Below are 19,652 nucleotides of genomic sequence, written 5' to 3' on the forward strand. Positions count from 1 at the left end.
AAAAAAACATCAAATGTAGGGCATATCCCTCCATTAAGGTGTTGAAAAACAAAAATAATATTCAGCCTTGAGCACAACCTATAGTGGAGGGATCCAAAAATGAAATCATGGAAGAACAAGCTACTGGGCTTCGCCTCAGGTGCAATTTTCGCCCTCAGCGCCGGGTCATCCTGGGCTGTGGAAATCGAATATTGGCAATATTTTTTCGAAGCCCGCGTCAATGCCATTGATGCGCTGATCGAGAAGTTTGAGGCAGAAAACCCAGACATCACCGTCAAGCACAACACATTCCCTTATGCGGACTACCGCACCAAAGTGGCGGCAGCGATTCCCGCAGGCGAAGGCCCGGACGTTGTGCAGCTATTTTATGGGTGGTTGAATGATTATGTGGACGCTGAACTGATTACGCCACTGCCCACCGATATGTTCCCCCCGGAAAAAATCGAAGCCGAATTTTTCCCCATGGTGCAAGCCATGAAGCGTGATGGTCAATATATGGCGCTGCCCACAGCGGTGCGCTCTTTAGCCCTTTTCTACAATGAGCGTTTGTTTGAAGAGGCTGGCATCGAAAACCCACCAGCAACGCTGGACGAGTTGGTCGAATCTGCCAAAAAACTCACCAAAAAAGACGGCTCCGGCAACATCACCCAAGTCGGCATCACCACAGGCATGAATGCTCAGGATCACCATTGGTGGCGCGAAGTATTGACCCGTCAGTTTGGTGGCGAACCCTATACCGACAATTATCAGAATGTGAATTATGATGATGACGGCAGCGGCGCTGCGGCCATGAAGTGGTATACCGACCTGCAGAACGAGCACGAAGTGACCCAAGCAGGCTTTATGGACGAGCCGCAAGCGGCCTTTAAAGCAGGGCGCGCAGGCATGCACATTGATGGTTCATTCCGCATCGGGGCACTTGAAAAGACCCGTGGATTGAAGTGGGGCGTGGCTGAACTGCCCGCTGGTCCTGATGGCACCAAGTCCAACTATTCAAGCTATTGGGTGAATGCCGTCACCTCTAAGGCACAAGGCGAAAAAGCCGAAGCTGCGCAAAAGTTCCTGGCCTTTATCACATCAGACGAAGCGATGCAGATTTGGCTGGACACAGTTGGCGAGCTGCCTGCGAAACCTTCGGCCGCATTGACAGATGAAAACAAAGCCAATCCTGTGTTTGGTCCTTTCATCGAAGGCTTGGGTTATGCAAAAACCACCATTTTTGCCAATGAGTCAGCTCAACGTCAGGTCTTGATGGATGCAACACAACGCATCTTCCTTGAAGGACAAACCGCTGAGCAAGCCATTGCGATTGCGGCGGAAGAAGAGCAAAAAATTCTCGACGAATATTACGGCGAATAATCGAGTTAGAGGGGCGGCGGCGCGTCGCCCCTTTATATTCTGAGGGGAACAGATATGAGCTTTTACGCCAATTTGACCATCAAACAAAAACAGGTGGTTTGGGCATGGACGTTTCTGTCGCTGCCAATTCTTTTTTATTGTGTCATACGCTTCTACCCGACATTGAATGCCATCACCTTATCGTTTCAAGAATGGAACCTGTTGGGTGATCGCACGTGGGCTGGTGTCGACAATTATGCGAAATTGTTCGCGGACCCTGTTTTTTGGAAAGTGTTTAAAAACACCTTCATCTATTTGCTTTTGGGCACGCCGGTCAGCTTGGTCCTGTCATTCTTGGTCGCTTATCATCTGGACAAAGTGCGCTTTATGCACGGCACCATCAGAGCGCTCTACTTTCTTCCCTTTATGACATCAGCAGTTGCCATGGCATGGCTTTGGCGCTGGTTTTATCAGCCTGTGCCGATTGGCCTGTTCAACAATGCGTTGGCCAGTGTCGGCATTCCGCAGTTTCCCTTCCTGTCCTCAACCACCTGGGCGCTTCCCTCAATTTTGGCACCGGCGGTTTGGGCAGGTTTGGGTTTTCAAATCATCATCTTTATGGCCGGGCTGCGCGCCATTCCGCAAACCTATTATGAAGCGGCCCGCATTGATGGTGTTGGTCCTTGGACCATTTTATGGCGCATTACCCTGCCGCTGCTCAAGCCGACCATAGTCTTCCTGGTCGTGCTGTCATCAATTGGGTTTTTGCGGATTTTCGACCAGGTCTTCAACATGACCTCAAACAATCCGGGCGGTCCTTTGAACTCCACCAAACCGTTGGTTTTGATGATTTATGAAACCGCCTTTGACTCATTTGACATGGGGTATGCCGCTGCCCAAACCGTAGTGCTTTTTGTCATTCTATTGGCGGTGAGCCTGGCGCAGCTTTATATTATGAGGGACAAGTAAGATGGCCAATACAGCAGAAATTAAAGTCACGGCTGACGCCCTTGATAAAGCCACGCCAAAGCGCCATGCCCGCAAACAGGACCCCGCCGCAATTTTGCGTTGGATCTTGCTGATGGGGGGCGGCATCCTGATGGTGTTGCCGATTGTTTACATGCTCTCCACCTCGCTCAAATGGCCGCATGAAATTTACAATCTATCCATCTTTCCGGATGAGCCAACCCTCGATAACTACGCGTATGTGCTTGAAGATGGCCGCTTTTATATGTGGTTCGTCAACTCGCTTATAATCGCGGTGATCACCACTGTCTCCGCCGTGCTGTTCGACGCGCTTGTGGGATACACCTTGTGTAAGTTTGAGTTCCGTGGCCGCCTGATCGTGTTCGTTGCCATCCTATCAACGCTGATGATCCCAACAGAGATGCTGGTGATCCCCTGGTATTTGATGGCCAAAAACTTTGGCTGGCTCGACACCTATTGGGGCATCATGTTCCCCGGCATTATGACGGCGTTCGGCACGTTCTTGATGAAGCAATTCTTTGAATCTGTGCCCAACGACTTCTTAGAGGCCGCACGCATCGACGGGCTGAATGAATTTCAAATCTGGTGGCGTGTCGCCATGCCGATGGTGAAGCCCGCGCTTGCCGCGCTTGCAATCTTTATTTTCCTGGGTAACTGGACAGCCTTTATCTGGCCGCTCATCGTCACCAACTCGCCCGAGCTTTATACATTGCCGGTTGGCCTCACGACGTTCAGTGTAGAGCAGTCAGTGCAATGGGAGTTGATTATGACAGGTGCCGCTTTGGCCACGATCCCAACTCTGATTGTGTTTTTGGTGTTCCAGCGCTTCATTATTCGCGGCGTGGTAATGGCAGGGTTGAAAGGATGACCGATAACTCAACCTTTCCCCATCCTGTTTATAAAGACACGGTTTTGGCCCCTCTATTTGAGGGGGCCAAGACCCATCATGTGGACGCGTTCCGCATGATCAACCAAGCGCATCTTGTGATGTTGGTGGAAGAAGGCATTTTGCCCACTAAAACAGGGCATGAACTGGCCAAGGCATTGCGATCGATTGATGAAGAAGTAGACGTTAGCGCCCTCACCTACACGGGTGAGGTTGAAGACTATTTCTTTCTTGTGGAAGCAGAGCTTAAAAAGCGCCTTGGGCCGGATGTCGCTGGCGCGTTGCATACGGCGCGCAGCCGCAACGATATGGACCATACGGTTTTCAAATTGGGGCTGCAAAAGCGCGTGGATCATTTGATCCAATCGCTGCATAATTTGGTCACCGCCATGCATGAAACAGCGGCACGTGAAAAAGAAACTTTGATCGTGGCCTATACTCATGGCCAGCCAGCCCAGCCCAGCACGTTTGGCCATTATTTATTGGCTGCTTCGGAGGTTTTGTTGCGCGATCTCGACCGCTTGATGTTGGCGCGTGATCAAATCGAAAAATGTCCGATGGGCGCCGCCGCGATCACAACATCCGGCTTTCCAGTCAGCCGCCAGCATGTGGCGGAATTGCTTGGATTTGAAGAACCGCTAGAAAACTCATATGGCTGCATCGCTAGCGTGGACTATATCACCGGGCTATATAGCGCCATCAAACTTGTTTTCGTGCATCTCGGTCGGGTCATCCAGGATTTCCAATTTTGGAGTGCCTTTGAAGTTGGCCAGCTCTATGTGCCGAATGCGTTGGTGCAAATCAGTTCGATCATGCCACAAAAGCGCAACCCAGTACCCATCGAGCATATGCGCCATTTGTGCTCTGTCACGGCCGGGCGTTGCGACATGATGGTCAACACCATGCACAATACGCCTTTCACCGACATGAATGACAGCGAAGGCGAAGTGCAACAAGCTGGTTATGCCACTTTTGAAAGTGGCGGTCGGGCCATTGACCTGTTGGCCGCTTTTATCCCGGCCCTATCCATCAATGACGACCGGGTGGCCAAAACCGCCGACGCGGCCTGTATCACGATCACAGAGCTGGCAGACACTTTGGTGCGCGAGGAAAGCATATCCTTCCGCCAAGCGCACGAGGTCGCGGCGGCGACAGCCAAAAAGGTGATTGCTGAAGGTAAGTCGTTGGGCGACGCCCATGCGGATTTTATGACAGCGTTTATCGAGATGACCGGACGCGAGTCCCATTTGGATGAGGCCGCTTATCGACGCTCTGTTTCAGCGCGGCATTTTGTGAATGTGCGCAAGCGTTTTGGCGGCCCGGCCCCGGTGGCAATTGAGGCGTCGCTTGAGCGACAAATAACGCATTTTGGACATCTCAAAGCCCACTTCGAGCAAATTCAAACAAGAAAAAAAACAGCGAACCAAATGCGTGAAAAGGCATTTGACGCCCTACTCAACAATCGGGGGGAATGATTGTGGCAACGGTAAAATTAAGCGATCTAACAAAAGCCTATGGCAAAACCGAAGTGCTACATGGCATCAATTTGGATGTAGAGGACGGCGAGTTCGTTGTGTTGGTCGGGCCCTCTGGTTGCGGCAAATCGACGACATTGCGCATGCTTGCAGGCCTTGAAGAAATCACCTCTGGCGAAGTCAGCATTGGCGACCGCGTCGTCAATAATTTGGAGCCGAAAGAGCGTAACATCGCGATGGTGTTTCAAAACTATGCGATTTACCCGCATATGAGTGTGCGCAAAAATATCGGCTTCGGGTTGCACACATCAAAAATGAGCAAGCCTGAAAAGGAAAAGCGCATTGATGAAGTTGCCGCCATTTTGAGCATGACAGACTTGCTGGAGCGCAAGCCTTCGCAGCTGTCTGGTGGCCAGCGTCAGCGTGTTGCTATTGGCCGCGCCATGGTGCGGAACCCAGCTGTTTTCCTTTTTGATGAACCTCTTTCCAATTTGGACGCGCAATTGCGCACGCAAATGCGGTTGGAAATCAAAAAACTACACCAGCGTGTTGGCACCACGATCATTTTTGTGACCCACGACCAGGTGGAAGCCATGACGTTGGCAGACCGCATCGTCATTATGAAGGACGGTCATATTCAGCAGGTCGGCACACCCTCTGAAGTGTTTCAAAAGCCTAAAAACATGTTTGTGGCCCAGTTTATCGGCGCCCCTTCAATGAATATGCTCACCGCTACTGTGACGGGCAACAATGCAAAACTGGATGCGGGCCCCACGATTGAACTGCCCAAGGCGCCAGGGGTTAAAGATGTCACTATTGGCATTCGCCCAAGTGAGTTGACCACCGCCAAGGATGGCCAAACACCAACAATGGAAGGCATCGTTTCACTCGTCGAGCCCCTGGGCACCGAGACGTTGCTTTATCTTGATGTTGGCGGCATTGAAGTGATTGCGTCTGCCCCCGGCCGGGTTCACCCCCAGCCTGGCGACAAGATCAAGCTTTATGCTGATCCCGAAGAAATTCATGTATTCGATAGCGCCACGCAGGAGACCATTGCGTGAATGAGCTAGACCAAAAAGGCGTTTTATGCGTCGGCAGGGTTTATTGCGATTTGGTTTTCGCCGGCCTGCCGCATATGCCCAAGCTGGGCGAAGAGGTTTATGCCGAAAGTTTCAGCGCACACGCGGGTGGCGGCGCCTACATCACAGCGGCCTATTTGGCGGCGGCGGAACAACCGACGGATCTATGCGCATTTTTGCCACACGGTCCCATTGGCTCCTTTGTGCAGAATGATCTGAACAAATCGGGCATCAGCAAGACATATACCGAAGAGGCCGATGCCAGCTGGGGCACGCAGCTCACTGTTGCAATGGCCCTCAATGATGATCGCGCGTTTTTAACGCGTAGAGGTGGCGCTCCCATTCCTGACAGCTTTGATCGTGCAATCAACGATCCCACCATTCAGCATCTGCATATTGCTGAACTGGCAACCTTGCTGGAAGCGCCCACAATTTTGGAACGCGCCAAGCAAGCAGGGCTGACCATTTCTTTAGATTGTGCTTGGGATGAAAGCGCCATGGATGCCGGTCATGTGCGTGAATTGATTGGCGAAGTGGATCTTTTCTTGCCCAACCTATCCGAATTCCGGCGCGTCTTTGATGTGGCAGGCGAGATCGAGTTTTTCACTTCCGAAATGAGCAATTGGGCCACCAAAGTTATTGTAAAACGTGGTGCAGATGGCGCCACCCTTTTCCACAAAGCGTATCATATATCAGCGCCTGCACTCCCTTGCGCCATTGTCGACCCCACCGGTGCAGGTGATGCGTTCAATGCGGGGTTCATCACCGCGTGGCTACGAGGTAAATCTGATCAGGAGGCATTGGCTGAAGGCAATCGCTTCGCCGCCTCGTCCATTAGCTCAATTGGCGGCGCCACTGGTGCAGCAATGATCAAAAAAACCGGCAGCTAGACAAAATTCTCGCTGCAGTCGGGGCAAACTCCCACTTGCCACGCTGTGTCGGCATTGCATTGCGTCTTAATCCATCTTGCCCTTGGAGTAAGGGCAACACCAGTCTGATCGATTTCTTTCTGCTCGTGATAAGAGTGTTGGTACATCGGAACATGTGCCTCTATCAACAGCATGTGGCTGTGCGTTGATCAGAAGAATTTCCCTCGGACGCGTCACCTTCCCAATTTTGTCGACAGAAATCCATTTTGGATATTTTTCGACCTATCGCTTGGTCACACAATTTGAGAATGTTCATAGAGGGAGGACGTATCGTGACCAGAGACGAACTTATACGCATTTTGGACTTTGCTGATACATCGCGACAGATCTGTTCAGACCGCACCAATCTCGCGGCGCCAGATGCGCGGTGGAACATCATTTCATATTCCATGCGTCGGCATTTAGAGGGAAAGCTGTTGACGATCACGTCAGCGGCGTCAGCGTCGGGCGTGCCTTATGGCACCGCGATGCGAAGGATTACCGAGTTGATCGACGAGGAGCTTTTGCATAAGCGCCCGAGATCAAATACTGGCCGTTCGTTCTCTTTGCACCCCACCCGCAAGCTGATCCGTGAATTTGAATCTTATGCTTTGCAGCTTAAAGCTCATGTTGGCAAAACATTTGGGTTTGTCCAAAATGATGGCACCGCGAGCGACTTCTTCTTTGGTGGTTCATATATGACCGCCAAAATCCTGTCATTTCCCAATGCGATGCGAACTGGCGTTGGATTTGACAAGAAAATAAAGATCCTTTGCTCGCCCGACCCGACTTTTCGAACGCTGAAGCAAAACGCGCGAACGATCAATGAGCTTTGCGGCACGCAGGTGGAATTCACGCTCCTGCCTCTTAATGAGCTTTATGCGGCCATTTTGCAAAATCACGAATTGGAGCAGTCGGAATATGATATTGTCAATTTCGATCTACCCTGGCTGGGCAAGTTTGCGCATGATGAAATATTGCGCCCCCTTTCCGACTTGATTGAGAATGAGCGGTATAATTCATCGGACTTTCATACCGCAGCTTGGAAAGGCGGACGATATCAAAATCGGCAATATGGCATTCCTATCCAACCCACCACTGAACTGCTTTTCTACCGTTCAGATTTGCTCAATGAAGCCGGTCTCACACCGCCGCAAACAACCGAAGACGTTTTGCTCGCGGCGCGCACTTTGCATAAATTCCGCGGCACAACGCCCGGCATCGTGATGAATTACGGCCGTGGTTTGCCGGTGGCGCACACCTTTGTGCAAACCTTGGCGGATTTCGGCCAGCCCATTATCAATCTGCAACAGATCGACAATGAATTCGATGTCGATCATATCGAAGGCGAAAATTTTCGCCCTATGATCGATACCGAAGCCGGGCATCGAACGGCAGAATTTTTGAAAGCCTTGCTGGACTATGCCCATCCGAAAAGCCTCAAATGTTCTTGGGACGAACGAATTGCCATCTTCGCCAAGGGCGATGCGGCTATGACCTATGGTTGGTCTGTGCGGGCAGCAGCCTTTGGCAAAGAGGGCGCAAAGGACATCCACGATAAAATCGGGTTTACGTGCCATCCATCCGTGGAAGGCAAGCCAATGGTGTCACCAATTGGCGGTTTTTGCATGGGCATGCCAGCAAATTTGAGCGATGAGCGACGCCAATCTGCATGGAAAGTCATGGAATATCTGGCACGTCCGGAAATGATGAAATGGTATGTGCAAAATGGCAGCCACACCAGCCCCCGCTTTTCGACGAGTGCCGACCCTGAGGTGCAGTCTTTTTCTAAAATGCTGGGTTATTTGGACACCATGGAACGTCAGGGGATGACACAAAACTGGCCCCGCCCTCCTGTGCCCGAAATCAGCGGTATTTTTGAAATTCTTGGTAATGTCATTCATCAGATGCTGTTGAAGGACATCACCATTAAACAAGCGCTGTTGACCTGCCAGAATTCGATTGATCATTTGATGCGCGAAAATGGCCGCTATAAATAAAAAGCCCGCAATCGTTTAAGATTGCGGGCCTTATTAAGTGATTTCTTAAAGTCGCTTACCAGCTCGGACGCTCGAACTCATCCACATTTTCTGGTGTTACTTTCGGTGTTTCGATGCCTTGCAGCGGAGGCACCTCAATGCCATTCGCAATTTTGATTGCCGTTTGAATGGCAAGGATGGCATCATCAACAGGTGATTGCTTGTTGGAGCCAGAGTGCCAGCCCTCTTTCATGGCATCCCAACCTTCACCAAACTGGTTACAGGTCACAACTTTCACCTCACCCGGCGCTTTGCCCGCACCTTGAAGGGCGCTGATGACACCAAGGCCCATGCCATCATCAAAAGCATAAACGCCGTCAATTTCGTCACCGAACTGGGTCAGGAACGTTTCCATCACCGTTTGGGCCTTTTCACGGTTCCATTCAGCGGTTTGGCTGGCCAAGATATTAATGTCCGGATAGGAGTCGGCCATTTTATCCAAAAAGCAGTTTTTGCGTAGAATGGACACGGTGTAACCGGGCGTGCCTTCTACAACCACAATGTCACCTTTGCCACCAAGCGACTCGGCCAACATCTCAGCTGATTGCTCCGCCTGCGCGCAGTCATCCGGGCCGGTATGCCCCGCAATATAGCGACGCCCGGCTTCGCCGATGGGAGAATTCGACGTGATAACCGGGATGCCATTGCGTGATGCCTGACGGATCGCAGGGATCAATGCATTTTGTGATGTTGGCCAAACCACCAGGGCGTCAATCGGCTGGGATGACATATCTTGGATTTGGTCAAATTGTGTTGCGGGGTCACCTTGTGGGTCCAACACAATGGCTTGGATGCCAAGCTCTTTTGTGTAGCTTTCAGCGGTTTCCGCATATTTTGCCTGGTAGGCATTGGAGCCTGGGTAAAGCACGGTGATACCGATGCGTGTTTCAGCCAATGGTTTTTTCAGTTCGCCGCCCAACCAGTCTGGAGCGTCCTGCGCCATGGCCAAGCCAGTGGCGCTGGCCATTAAAACCACGCTTGCGACCGTAAGCTTGATCGATTTGATCATGCTGTTCATATTTCTTCCTCCTCATTAATGCACAACTGACGTTGAGAAATAGCTCTCTTGCCAATCCGGTTAATTGGACGATTTGTGCATTTGAAAAACAACGACCCTGATATCCAAATCTGACAATTGGCCAGAACCACCCATCAAACGGCAATAAATATCCATTTTGGATGAACGACCGCTGTTCTCCCGCGTCTAATTGCGTCAGTTTACAATAAATGCTTGTCAGGCAAAGCGTGGAGGAGAGATTTGCCTATGTTCAAACAGGATATGACCGCCCTACTCAGGCGACACGGTCTCTTATTCGCATTCGGCATATTTCTCGCCGGGGTTGCGCTCACCACAGACACCTTTTTAACCGTTGGCAATTTTCTCGACGTGATCCGTCAGGTGTCGATAACAGGCATGATCGCAATCGGGGTGACCTTTGTTGTCATTACCGGGCGCTTTGACCTGTCCGTTGGGTCCATGCTCACGTTTTTGACGGTGATTGTTGTTGATCAACACAATGTGTCAGGCCCCTTTATGGCCATTATATATGTGATGATTGGCGGCATCGTCATCGGCGCAATTAATGGGTTGCTGATTGGCTTTATTGGCCTAAACGCTCTGATCGTCACGCTCGCCATGCTTTCATTCCTACAAGGCCTGACTTTGTTTTATTCCGGCGGCGCCAATGTGAATGTCCAAAACGCGCAGAATACTTGGTTTGCCTTTTTCGGGCGGGCCGATTTATTCGGAATTCCTGTTCCAGCGCTTATTTTCATTCTCACGGCGATTGTGGCCAGCTTTGTGCTGACGCGCACAACATTTGGGCGGCAAATCTTTGCGGTGGGTGGCAATGAAACGGCCAGCAAATTCTCCGGTATTGATACGCGTAAAACGATTTTCTTTGCTTACATTCTGTCCGGCCTAACCACTGCGTTGGCCGCCATTATTATGGGCAGCCGGGTTATGGGCGCGCAAAACACCATTGGCCAGGGATACGAGCTTACCGTGCTTGCAGGCATTATTCTCGGTGGCACCTCATTGCTTGGCGGCTCTGGCGGCATTTGGCGCACCATTCTCGGCATCACCATGCTGGGCTTTATTCAAAACGGCCTGCTCCTGCTTGGATACCCCTATTATGTTCAATGGCTTGTCACCTGGGTTGTGATCATCCTCGCGGTATGGATTGATCTTGGTGCGAAGCGTGGAAAGGTGTTTGCGTAAAATGTCTACTCCCAACAAAGTCTCCTTTCTCACGCCCATCAAAAACTGGCTGCTGCGCAACCATATTTGGGTGTTCTTTCTGGTGGTATTTGGCGCGTTTTCTCTCGCCTCGCCCTATTTCTTGACGGTGAATAATCTGAGCAATGTGCTCACCCAGTCTGCCTTTATCGGTATTTTGGCGATCGGCATGACCTTGGTGATGATCAATGGTGAAATTGACCTGTCGGTGGGTGCGGTTTTGGCTTTGGCCAGCGCGTTGGCCATTGGCCTGCAAGATTCGATTGGTGTGTGGCCCGCCGTGTTTTGCGGCTTGCTCTCCGGTGTGGCGCTTGGTGCCTTAAACGGCACCATTATCGCCCTCTCCGGCATTCACTCCTTTATCGTGACTTTGGGGGCGCTGATTGGCGTGCGGGGCCTGGTGTTCATTTACACTGGCGAAGATGCGCTGATGGTCAGCGACTTTTCCTACACTGAATATCCCGAGATTTATCTCGGCCCCCTCTCCATCACTGCGATGATCTTTTTGGGGCTGGCCTTTCTGTTTCAATGGATTTTGACCTCCACGCGACATGGTCGCGAAGCCTATTCGGTGGGCGATAATATTGAAGCGGCACATGATGCAGGCATCAATGTAAAGCGCAACAAGATCATCAATTTCACCATTTGCGGCGGACTGGCCGCAGTTGCGGGCATCTTGCTGTCCATGCGTTTAGGCACAGCGGAGCCAAATGCGGGCAAGATTTGGGAATTGTGGACCATTATTGCTGTTGTGCTGGGCGGCGTGCGGCTCACTGGCGGCTATGGCACCTTATGGATGACTATTGGCGGGGTGTTGACCTTGGCGGTTATGCGCAATGGCCTACGCCTTCTGAGCACCCCCAATTATGTGGAACTGATGGTTATGGGTGCAGTGCTTATTATGGCGTTGCTGCTTGATCACTTTTTGTCTGGCATCTCACGGAAGAAAACGTCATGACCCAGAACACAACACTTTTAGAGCTGCAGGGCATCACCAAAACATTCCCCGGCGTCAAAGCGCTCGACAATGTGAGCTTGGATGTGAAGCAAGGCGAAGTGCTGGCCCTGGTGGGCGAAAACGGCGCTGGCAAATCCACATTGATGAAGGTGCTCGCTGGGCTTTACACCGCAGAACAAGGCAGCATCAAATATTTGGGAAAAGAGATGCAAGTGCACTCGCCGCTTGATGCGCGGCTTAAGGGTATTTTGCTGATCCATCAGGAACTTTCCCTATCCCCTGAGCTGTCCGTGGCTGAAAATATCTATCTCGGTGCGTGGCCGACCAATCGGTTTGGCGTGTTGCAAAAAAGAAAGCTGCGCAAACAGACGCAGCAGGCATTGGAAGCACTTGGCTGTGACTTTGCGCCCGATGATCGCGTTGGCCAATTGTCTATCGCGCGCCAACAGATGGTGGAGATCGCGCGGGCTCAGGCGTTCAACGCAAATATTGTGATTTTTGACGAGCCCACCGCCTCCCTCACGGACAATGAAAAAGCCCAACTTTTCGAGACCATTGAGGATCTGCGTTCTCGCGGCAAAGGCATCATTTACATCTCACACAAAATGGATGAGATCTTTGAAATCACCGATCGCATTACTATTTTGCGCGATGGCCAAGTGCAAGGCACCAAAATTACTGCAGATACGAGTGTTGATGAAATCACCCGGGCAATGATCGGGCGCGACCTCGACACCTATTTCCATCGCGCCAAAGAAAATTTTGGCGAGGATGTGCTGGCGGTAGACGGTTTGAGTGCTGATGGTCTGTTCAGCGACGTCAGTTTTTCGGTGAAGTCCGGTGAAGTGCTTGGCCTTTATGGCCTGGTGGGTGCTGGTCGATCCGAGGTGGTTGAAACCATCTTCGGCATTCGTAAGGCCCAAAGCGGTAAGATCACATGGAAGGGACGGGAGATTTCTCCCCCCACACCGGCCGAGGCCATTGAACTTGGCATCGCCTTGGTGCCCGAAAGCCGAAAAGAACAGGGCTTGGTTCTGGGCATGGGCGGACGTGAAAACATAACGCTGCCGCACCTACATTTCTTTTCTACTTTGAGTGTGATGTCGAAAGAAAAAGAGCTGGAAACCTACGAGCAGTTTCAACAGGCGCTCGATATCAAAACCACGGGCCCCGAACAGCCTGTTGCCAAACTGTCAGGGGGCAACCAGCAAAAGTTTGTTCTGGCAAAATGGCTATGCTCAAGCCCCAATCTTATCATTTTGGATGAGCCAACGCGTGGCATTGATGTGGGGTCAAAATCGTCCATTCACGAGCTGATCGCCAATTTGGCGGAGCAAGGCTTGGCGGTGATCGTTATTTCTTCGGAAATGCCTGAAGTGCTTGGCGTGAGCCACCGCGTACTCGCCATGGCGAATGGCCGGATTGTCGGCAGTTTTTCTGGGCAAAACCAAACAGAAGAGAACCTGATTTCTGCTGTCTCCAAAACCTAACCTCTCACGACCCTCTGTGTGAACTTGGGCGGGCAATCACCAATGGTATTGTCCGCCCTTTTTATTATCCAAATCGGATAACTGCGCGATAGGCGCGTTTTGGGCGAAATGTCATCATCGCCAAAAGACAGTTTTTGGAGTTTTATATGTCACAATCCAGCACAAGCTATGATTTTATTGTGGTTGGCGCAGGCTCCGCGGGTTGCGTGGTCGCGGGTCGATTGGGCGAAGCCGGATTTAAAACTCTACTTCTTGAAGCGGGTGGGAAAGATCGTAATCCTTGGATTCACATCCCCCTCGGCTATTCTCAGCTTTACGCCAATAAATCCGTCAATTGGTGTTACGAAAGTGAGCCTGAACCTCACCTCAATAATCGGCGCTTGTTCCAGCCCCGTGGCAAAGTCATGGGCGGCAGCGGTTCAATCAATGGCATGATCTATATGCGCGGTCAGCAGCAAGATTTTGATCATTGGCGCGATTTGGGGTGTGATGGCTGGGGCTGGTCTGATGTGTTGCCCTTTTTCAAAAAAAGTGAAGATCAGGAGCGTGGACCCGACCAGTTTCACGGCGTTGGCGGGCCGCAGGCCGTATCGGATTTGAGGACGGAACATAAGCTCGGCGAAGCCTTTCATGCCGCTTCTGAAGCGTTGGGCGTGCCGCGCAATCCGGATTTTAATGGTGCCACGCAGGAAGGCACAGGGTACATACAAACCACCACCAAAAAGGGTTGGCGCCATAGCACGGCAGCGGCTTTTTTGAATGGTCCGGGCAAAGAAAACATCCACATCGTGACCCACGCAATGGTCGATCGCGTCATCATCGAGGATGGTAGAGCGATTGGCGTTGAATGGCATGATCGTTCGGGCCGCCATCAGGCACATGCAAATCGCGAAACGATTTTGTGCGGCGGTACGTTCAACTCACCGCAATTGCTCAAACTATCAGGTGTGGGCCCTGCAAACGAGTTACAGGCGCATGGCATTCCGGTGAAGCACAATGTACCTGGCGTTGGTGAAAATCTGCGTGATCATTTCGGCATTGGTGCTGAATATCGGTCGCGCGAACATTCCACCGTAAATGACCTTTATAACAACCCGCTAAAGGGCGGGTTGCAGCTTTTGCGTTTTCTCTTGTTCAGAACGGGTCCATTTGCGGACAATGGCAATTATTCCAACACCTTTATCAAAAGCCAACCGCATATTGATCGCCCGGATATGATGGTGACTTTTATGGCCTGGTGCACCGACGAGGAGCTTAAGCCACACCCTTTTTCCGGCTTCACCATCTTGGCGGAACATATGCGGCCAAAATCATGCGGACGGGTCACCCTTTCCGGTCCGCGATTGGAAGATCAGCCGAAAATTCAATTCAACTTTCTTGAACATGATGACGATGTGCAGGCGGCGCTGGCCGGACTTAAATTTGGAAGAAAAATCGCAGAAACTGAGCCGTTGGCGAATATGGTTGAATATGAGCTATCGCCCGGTCCTCAGGTGCAATCTGACGATGACTTGATCAGCTATTTGCGGGAAAGTGGCCTGTCCCTGCTCCATCCTGTGGGCACCTGCAAAATGGGTGTCGATGAGGATGCGGTCGTCGATTCACGGCTCCGCGTGCATGGCATTACCAATCTGCGCGTTGTTGACGCCTCCATCATGCCCAGCATTGTCACGGCAAACACCAATGCCGCCGCCATTATGATTGGCGAAAAAGGTGCTGCACATATTATCGAAGATCATAAAGGGTGAATTGAACCATGCTGAATATTGCGCTCTTGGGCAGCGGCAGAATGGCCCATGTGTATGGACCCAAAATCAATGCGCATCCGCAGATGAATTTGGCTGCGATTTTCAATCCACGCTTATCGTCCGCGCAAAAGGCAGCGGCTCAATATGGCGGCCGCGCGGAAGATTCACTGGACGATCTTTTGGCGGCGCCAGACATTGATGCGGTGGTTATCGCCACGCCGACAAACACTCATTTGGAATATATTGGCGCCTGCGCCAAAGCGGGCAAACCCATCTATTGCGAAAAGCCATTGGATTTAAACCTCGAGCGGGTTGATCATTGTTTGGATATGCTCGCAACGCATCGCGTGCCCTTCATGTTGGGGTTCAACCGTCGGTTTGATCCGGACGTTGCCGCGTTGAAAAAAGCCGTGGATGCAGGTGACATTGGTGCGCTCACCTTTTTGATGAGCTGGAGCCGCGAGCCAGCCCCGCCACCAATACAATATGTGAAACAATCCGGTGGCTATTTTGTCGATGGGACGATTCACGACATTGACCTAATGTGTTGGATTACCAACGAAAACCCTTCGGAAGTGTTTGCTGCTGGCAGTTGCCTGTTCGATCCTGAAATCGGCGCGGAAGGCGATTTCGATGCCACAATGACAACGTTGAAAATGCCGTCGGGCTGCATTGTGCATATTAATAATAGCCGCAAATGCGCTTACGGGTTTGATCAACGTATCGAAGCCTTTGGTCGCGATGGCATGTTGCAGACGCAAAATCATCGAGATCAAAATCTGATCCGCTCCACCCAAGATGCCACCCAGGCAAAGGCGCCGTTAAAGCACTTCTTCTTGGAGCGATATGATGCCTCTTTCGGACACGCACTTGATGCGTTCTATCAGTCCATTATGGCCGGCGCGGCCCCTTCGCCTTCGGCATCGGATGGTCGCAACGCGTTGGCCATTGCGCTTGCCTGCACGCATTCGGCAAAAACCGGCGAAACCGTCAAACCTGACTATATCTAAAAGGGGTCTTTATGTCTGAACAACAACCTGTTGGCATCGGCCTGGTCGGAAGTGGATTTATGGGGCGGTGTCATGCCAATGCATTTCGATCTGTTTCCGGGCTGTTTGACTTGCCGGTTACGCCGGTGCCCGTCATGCTGGCTGATGCAACCTACGAACTGGCAGAGCAAAGTGCGCATCAGCTTGGCTATAAGCGGTTCACTGGCGATTGGACAGAGCTTTGTCACGACCCTGACGTGGATATTGTGGCGGTCACCGCGCCCAACGCGTTGCATGAGCCAATCGTTATGGAAGCACTTCAAGCCGGCAAAGCGGTTTATTGCGAAAAACCACTTTCCACCACACTTGAAAGTGCGCGACGCATGGCAAAAGCCGCGCGAGACGCCAATGCCCTCACCTTGGTCGGCTTCAACTTTTTGCGCAATCCCTTGATTGCCTTTGCAAAGCAGATGGTTGAGTCAGGTGAATTGGGTGAAATTGTCAATTTCCGGGGACGGCATGCGGAAAACTACATGTGCGATCCCTCAACGCCGCATTCGTTTCGCACGGCAATTGATGGCGGCGGTGCCTTGGCGGACATTGGCAGTCACATCATTTCCATGGCACGTTATCTGCTCGGTGATTTTGCTGCGGTTTCCGCTCAATGCAAAACCATCCACAAAGATCGGCCAGTGGCACCTGGTACAAGCGAGCTTAAGCCTGTCGAGGTCGACGACATCACAAATGCCGTTATCAGCTTTAAAAGTGGCGCGAGCGGTACGATTGAGGCCAACTGGGCGGCCAGTGGCCGAACCATGGATTTATCCTTCGAGATCACCGGCACAAAAGGTGCGATATCGTTCTCACAGGAACGCATGAATGAGTTGCTTGTGACGTCCAATGATCCAAAGCGATCTGGCTTCACCAAAATCGAAAGCGGCCCACAGCATTATCCTTACGGAAATTTTTGCCCCGCCCCCGGTCATCACCTTGGGTTTAACGACCTAAAGGTCATCGAAGTTGCAGAGCTGTTGCAAGCCTATGCCCATAACTCGTTTTGCCAGACCGATTTCGACGAAGCTGTCGAAGTTCAACGCATTGTGGACGCCATGCAGCAATCATCGCGTGAGCAGGCAGTGATCGCCATCTAAAGGATGACGCAATTAGTCTTTGGGCTCTTCCGGACACACTGAGAAATGGACCGTGAAGCGCGTTTTTCATCGTATCCCACTTGCAAAGCAAGTGGTCAAAATTCTTGAAGAGATCCACCAAGACCTGGATCAGGGAACTAATCGTGTCGTTCCCTCTTCTAGAATTATTCCGTTGAGCGATATGGCATTCGCTAACATTCTTCGCTCGATTTTTGCCAATGATAGCAAAATCCCATGACCAAGCTTCGCACACTTGGCCATCTCAAACGGTCGTAGCTATCTGAAAACAAACATCGTGCAGTTCGTCGTCGTCAGATCATCTGATCACATGAACTGCTGCTGCGGCGTGGCGTACGACGCGGCTGGCGGTTGAGCCCAGAAAATAGTCTTGGAATTCCGGTCTATGGGACGCGATGACGATACAGTCGATCCCATGATCATCGGCATATTCCACGATGGCGCGCCCGGCATGGCCTTCAACAATGGCCGGCGCAATATCTTTGGCGCCTTCCAATGCGGCGGCCAGCGCCGTTTCCGTTTCCGTCTGGCGTTTCGTGCGATGGCCTTCTGGCAAATAGGGCTCGACGTAGCCGGAGATCGGCTCCATCACGTGTAAGGCCGTAATCTTGCCCCCGTCAGCCAAAAGGCGCTGAGCAATTTCTATTGAGCCGCTGATGTCGCGATCATGTTCCAATGCGACGGCGATCAGAATGTTTTTATACATGTTCAATCCTCCTCTGCCGTCGAAGTATAGCAATTTCCGCCGGAGACAGATTGATTTAGGTCAGCCCTTTCGCCGAGCCTGTGCACGAGTGCTGCGCGGTTATCCCAACTGGGCAAAAGCTTTGAGCAAATCCGATCGGCTGATGATGCCAACAATTTGGCCATCGTCAACAACTGGAAACAGGCGATAGGAACTGGCAAGGAAATGCTCGGCGGCTGAGACAACATCCAAATCCACATCAAGCGTGACCGGATCATGCGACATATATTGCGCGACGGTGCCGCCCCATTGCTTGTAGTAATTGGCGTTCAGCGCAGCGCGGAAACAGTCTTTTTTGGTGAGCATGCCGAGTAAATTGCCCGTGTCCTCCACCACCGGCGCGCCCGAAATGCCTTTATCCAGAAGCATCGCCACCGCGTGATTGATTTCGAACGTGGGGGAAAAGGTGGTGACATCTCGCACCATAAAATCAGCAATCGATTGGTGGGTGCTCATGTGTTTTCCCGTTCATGTTCGCGATGCGGACAGATTGCGCAATCGAGCTTTTTGATACATGCCAACCCGCCACAGGACCCTTTGATGGGCGGCCGTCCCAAAAAGACGCCGACAGCCATGGCTGTCACGGCCAATAAAAAGATCACAAACACCGGCAGCAGAATTTCCATGATCGCTCTCCCTTCCTCACGCTATGACGAAACGCGTAAAATCACCAGTGTAGACCGGGTGCACCTTGTCGCCGTCTCGCAACAAAAACAGCGCATTCAGGCTTTCCCGTTCGGCAAGTGCAATAGCTTGTTCTTCGGCAACGGCCATTAAGGCGGTGGCCCATCCATCAGCAAAGGCCGCATTGGCGCTGATCACCGAAACCGAAAGGGTGCGGCTTGGGTTGGGCCCGTCGCTGAACGGGTTGATGATGTGACCAAAGGTACGTCCGCCACTTTGGTAGGCCTGCACGCCAAGCCCCGATGTGGCAATGGTGTGTCCCTTCAGGTCAAGCAAATGCGCAAGACCCTGTTCGCCGGGCGTTTCCACGCCCACCTGCCAGGGGCGCCCATCCGGATGCAGGCCGTTGCTGGTGACTTCGCCGCCAAGATCAAGCATGTAATCAGTGACACCCATAGCCGCCAATTCTGCACGCATCAGGTCAAGGGCATGGCCCTTTGCGATGCCGCACAGATCGAGTGTGAGGCCCGCTCGTGCTTTGCGCAATTTGCCGGGGGCTAGGGTAAGCTCCTGATAATTGCCGGCCACCCCTTCAATGGGACCAAAGCCATAACGCGCCACCCGCGGCCCCATGGTCGGATCGAAAGCCCCGTCGCTGCGTGCCGCGAGGGTGAGGCCTTCTGCCAGCAAGGCCTCAAGCGCCGGTGGCAGCGCGATCCATTCCGTGCCGTCCTGATTATTCACAACAGAAAGCGCACTCGTGGCCAGATAGGGCGAAAATAATGCATCCGTCTCGCGGATGACCTGATTGATCTGTCTGGAAATCTCAGCTTCGGCGAAAGGCTGGGCTAGGGAAAGACGCCAGTACGACCCGAAGGCAGGACCGCCATAGGTTGCCAATTCCGCAGACCACGCGGGCAGCGCCGTTAACGCAAGGCCGCTGGCGGTAAGGGTCATAAATTTACGTCGCGTCAACAT

General features: G+C 52.0%; 18 protein-coding genes. 13 read left to right on the top strand and 5 right to left on the bottom strand.

Annotated features, from left to right (window positions below):
• Window positions 1–99 precede the first annotated feature (99 nt).
• The 7 genes from MXMO3_RS16090 (at window position 100) to MXMO3_RS16120 (ending at window position 8,673) form a co-directional block, all read left to right on the top strand.
• Window positions 100–1,359 carry a sugar ABC transporter substrate-binding protein gene (locus MXMO3_RS16090; RefSeq protein WP_117396537.1) on the top strand — a complete coding sequence of 420 codons (1,260 nt, stop codon included), beginning with the start codon at window positions 100–102 and terminating at the stop codon, window positions 1,357–1,359.
• A gap of 54 nt (window positions 1,360–1,413) precedes the next feature.
• A complete protein-coding gene (locus MXMO3_RS16095) occupies window positions 1,414–2,307 on the top strand; it encodes a carbohydrate ABC transporter permease (RefSeq protein ID WP_027834082.1) in 894 nt (297 codons plus the stop codon).
• Window position 2,308: 1 nt separating this feature from the next.
• A complete protein-coding gene (locus MXMO3_RS16100) occupies window positions 2,309–3,193 on the top strand; it encodes a carbohydrate ABC transporter permease (protein ID WP_117396538.1) in 885 nt (294 codons plus the stop codon).
• Window positions 3,190–4,686, top strand: a complete 1,497-nt coding sequence (argH, locus tag MXMO3_RS16105) for an argininosuccinate lyase (protein WP_117396539.1) — start codon at window positions 3,190–3,192, stop codon at window positions 4,684–4,686. Before MXMO3_RS16100 ends, argH begins: the two co-directional genes overlap by 4 nt.
• 2 nt (window positions 4,687–4,688) lie before the next feature.
• Complete coding sequence (locus MXMO3_RS16110; protein WP_117396874.1) at window positions 4,689–5,747, top strand: ABC transporter ATP-binding protein; 1,059 nt, start codon at window positions 4,689–4,691, stop codon at window positions 5,745–5,747.
• Window positions 5,744–6,655: a carbohydrate kinase family protein gene (locus MXMO3_RS16115; protein ID WP_117396540.1), complete on the top strand. Its 912-nt coding sequence runs from the start codon at window positions 5,744–5,746 to the stop codon at window positions 6,653–6,655. The genes MXMO3_RS16110 and MXMO3_RS16115 overlap by 4 nt, the downstream gene beginning before the upstream one ends.
• A gap of 311 nt (window positions 6,656–6,966) precedes the next feature.
• Complete coding sequence (locus MXMO3_RS16120; RefSeq protein ID WP_117396541.1) at window positions 6,967–8,673, top strand: ABC transporter substrate-binding protein; 1,707 nt, start codon at window positions 6,967–6,969, stop codon at window positions 8,671–8,673.
• 55 nt (window positions 8,674–8,728) lie between these two features.
• Here MXMO3_RS16120 and MXMO3_RS16125 read toward each other — a convergent pair whose 3' ends face one another.
• Window positions 8,729–9,730 carry a sugar ABC transporter substrate-binding protein gene (locus tag MXMO3_RS16125; RefSeq protein WP_036221002.1) on the bottom strand — a complete coding sequence of 334 codons (1,002 nt, stop codon included), beginning with the start codon at window positions 9,728–9,730 and terminating at the stop codon, window positions 8,729–8,731.
• A gap of 246 nt (window positions 9,731–9,976) precedes the next feature.
• On the opposite strand from MXMO3_RS16125, the gene MXMO3_RS16130 reads away from it, so the two are divergent.
• The 6 genes from MXMO3_RS16130 (at window position 9,977) to MXMO3_RS16155 (ending at window position 17,287) form a co-directional block, all read left to right on the top strand.
• On the top strand, window positions 9,977–10,933 hold the full coding sequence (locus tag MXMO3_RS16130; RefSeq protein ID WP_027834089.1) for an ABC transporter permease: 957 nt from the start codon (window positions 9,977–9,979) through the stop codon (window positions 10,931–10,933).
• Between the two features lies 1 nt (window position 10,934).
• Window positions 10,935–11,909, top strand: coding sequence for an ABC transporter permease (locus MXMO3_RS16135; protein WP_117396542.1), 975 nt, complete (start codon window positions 10,935–10,937; stop codon window positions 11,907–11,909).
• Complete coding sequence (locus MXMO3_RS16140) at window positions 11,906–13,399, top strand: sugar ABC transporter ATP-binding protein (RefSeq protein WP_117396543.1); 1,494 nt, start codon at window positions 11,906–11,908, stop codon at window positions 13,397–13,399. Before MXMO3_RS16135 ends, MXMO3_RS16140 begins: the two co-directional genes overlap by 4 nt.
• A 146-nt stretch (window positions 13,400–13,545) precedes the next feature.
• Complete coding sequence (locus MXMO3_RS16145) at window positions 13,546–15,147, top strand: GMC family oxidoreductase (protein ID WP_117396544.1); 1,602 nt, start codon at window positions 13,546–13,548, stop codon at window positions 15,145–15,147.
• Between the two features lie 8 nt (window positions 15,148–15,155).
• Window positions 15,156–16,157 carry an inositol 2-dehydrogenase gene (iolG, locus tag MXMO3_RS16150; protein WP_117396545.1) on the top strand — a complete coding sequence of 334 codons (1,002 nt, stop codon included), beginning with the start codon at window positions 15,156–15,158 and terminating at the stop codon, window positions 16,155–16,157.
• 11 nt (window positions 16,158–16,168) lie between these two features.
• A complete protein-coding gene (locus MXMO3_RS16155) occupies window positions 16,169–17,287 on the top strand; it encodes a Gfo/Idh/MocA family protein (RefSeq protein WP_117396546.1) in 1,119 nt (372 codons plus the stop codon).
• Between the two features lie 316 nt (window positions 17,288–17,603).
• Here the strand turns inward: MXMO3_RS16155 and MXMO3_RS16160 are convergent, their stop codons facing one another.
• From MXMO3_RS16160 to MXMO3_RS16175, 4 genes are all read right to left on the bottom strand, one after another.
• Window positions 17,604–18,011, bottom strand: coding sequence for a universal stress protein (locus tag MXMO3_RS16160; RefSeq protein WP_117396547.1), 408 nt, complete (start codon window positions 18,009–18,011; stop codon window positions 17,604–17,606).
• A 99-nt stretch (window positions 18,012–18,110) separates the two neighbouring features.
• Window positions 18,111–18,506 carry a CBS domain-containing protein gene (locus MXMO3_RS16165; protein ID WP_117396548.1) on the bottom strand — a complete coding sequence of 132 codons (396 nt, stop codon included), beginning with the start codon at window positions 18,504–18,506 and terminating at the stop codon, window positions 18,111–18,113.
• Window positions 18,503–18,676: a (Na+)-NQR maturation NqrM gene (nqrM, locus tag MXMO3_RS16170; RefSeq protein ID WP_117396549.1), complete on the bottom strand. Its 174-nt coding sequence runs from the start codon at window positions 18,674–18,676 to the stop codon at window positions 18,503–18,505. The genes MXMO3_RS16165 and nqrM overlap by 4 nt, the downstream gene beginning before the upstream one ends.
• A gap of 16 nt (window positions 18,677–18,692) precedes the next feature.
• The gene (locus MXMO3_RS16175; RefSeq protein WP_162889312.1) at window positions 18,693–19,652 is read right to left on the bottom strand and encodes an FAD:protein FMN transferase; all 960 of its coding nucleotides are present in this window, start codon (window positions 19,650–19,652) and stop codon (window positions 18,693–18,695) included.

This window comes from Maritalea myrionectae (assembly GCF_003433515.1).
Taxonomy (GTDB): domain Bacteria; phylum Pseudomonadota; class Alphaproteobacteria; order Rhizobiales; family Devosiaceae; genus Maritalea; species Maritalea myrionectae.

Excerpts from the sequence above, each read along its gene's own strand:
- MXMO3_RS16100 (WP_117396538.1), top strand. The coding sequence starts at position 2,309 with ATGGCCAATACAGCAGAAATTAAAGTCACGGCTGACGCCCTTGATAAA.
- argH (WP_117396539.1), top strand. The coding sequence starts at position 3,190 with ATGACCGATAACTCAACCTTTCCCCATCCTGTTTATAAAGACACGGTT.
- MXMO3_RS16135 (WP_117396542.1), top strand. The coding sequence starts at position 10,935 with ATGTCTACTCCCAACAAAGTCTCCTTTCTCACGCCCATCAAAAACTGG.
- MXMO3_RS16160 (WP_117396547.1), bottom strand. The coding sequence starts at position 18,011 with ATGTATAAAAACATTCTGATCGCCGTCGCATTGGAACATGATCGCGAC.
- MXMO3_RS16175 (WP_162889312.1), bottom strand. The coding sequence starts at position 19,652 with ATGTTGACGCGACGTAAATTTATGACCCTTACCGCCAGCGGCCTTGCG.
- nqrM (WP_117396549.1), bottom strand. The coding sequence starts at position 18,676 with ATGGAAATTCTGCTGCCGGTGTTTGTGATCTTTTTATTGGCCGTGACA.
- iolG (WP_117396545.1), top strand. The coding sequence starts at position 15,156 with ATGCTGAATATTGCGCTCTTGGGCAGCGGCAGAATGGCCCATGTGTAT.
- MXMO3_RS16090 (WP_117396537.1), top strand. The coding sequence starts at position 100 with ATGAAATCATGGAAGAACAAGCTACTGGGCTTCGCCTCAGGTGCAATT.
- MXMO3_RS16155 (WP_117396546.1), top strand. The coding sequence starts at position 16,169 with ATGTCTGAACAACAACCTGTTGGCATCGGCCTGGTCGGAAGTGGATTT.
- MXMO3_RS16125 (WP_036221002.1), bottom strand. The coding sequence starts at position 9,730 with ATGAACAGCATGATCAAATCGATCAAGCTTACGGTCGCAAGCGTGGTT.
- MXMO3_RS16165 (WP_117396548.1), bottom strand. The coding sequence starts at position 18,506 with ATGAGCACCCACCAATCGATTGCTGATTTTATGGTGCGAGATGTCACC.
- MXMO3_RS16145 (WP_117396544.1), top strand. The coding sequence starts at position 13,546 with ATGTCACAATCCAGCACAAGCTATGATTTTATTGTGGTTGGCGCAGGC.
- MXMO3_RS16095 (WP_027834082.1), top strand. The coding sequence starts at position 1,414 with ATGAGCTTTTACGCCAATTTGACCATCAAACAAAAACAGGTGGTTTGG.
- MXMO3_RS16130 (WP_027834089.1), top strand. The coding sequence starts at position 9,977 with ATGTTCAAACAGGATATGACCGCCCTACTCAGGCGACACGGTCTCTTA.
- MXMO3_RS16140 (WP_117396543.1), top strand. The coding sequence starts at position 11,906 with ATGACCCAGAACACAACACTTTTAGAGCTGCAGGGCATCACCAAAACA.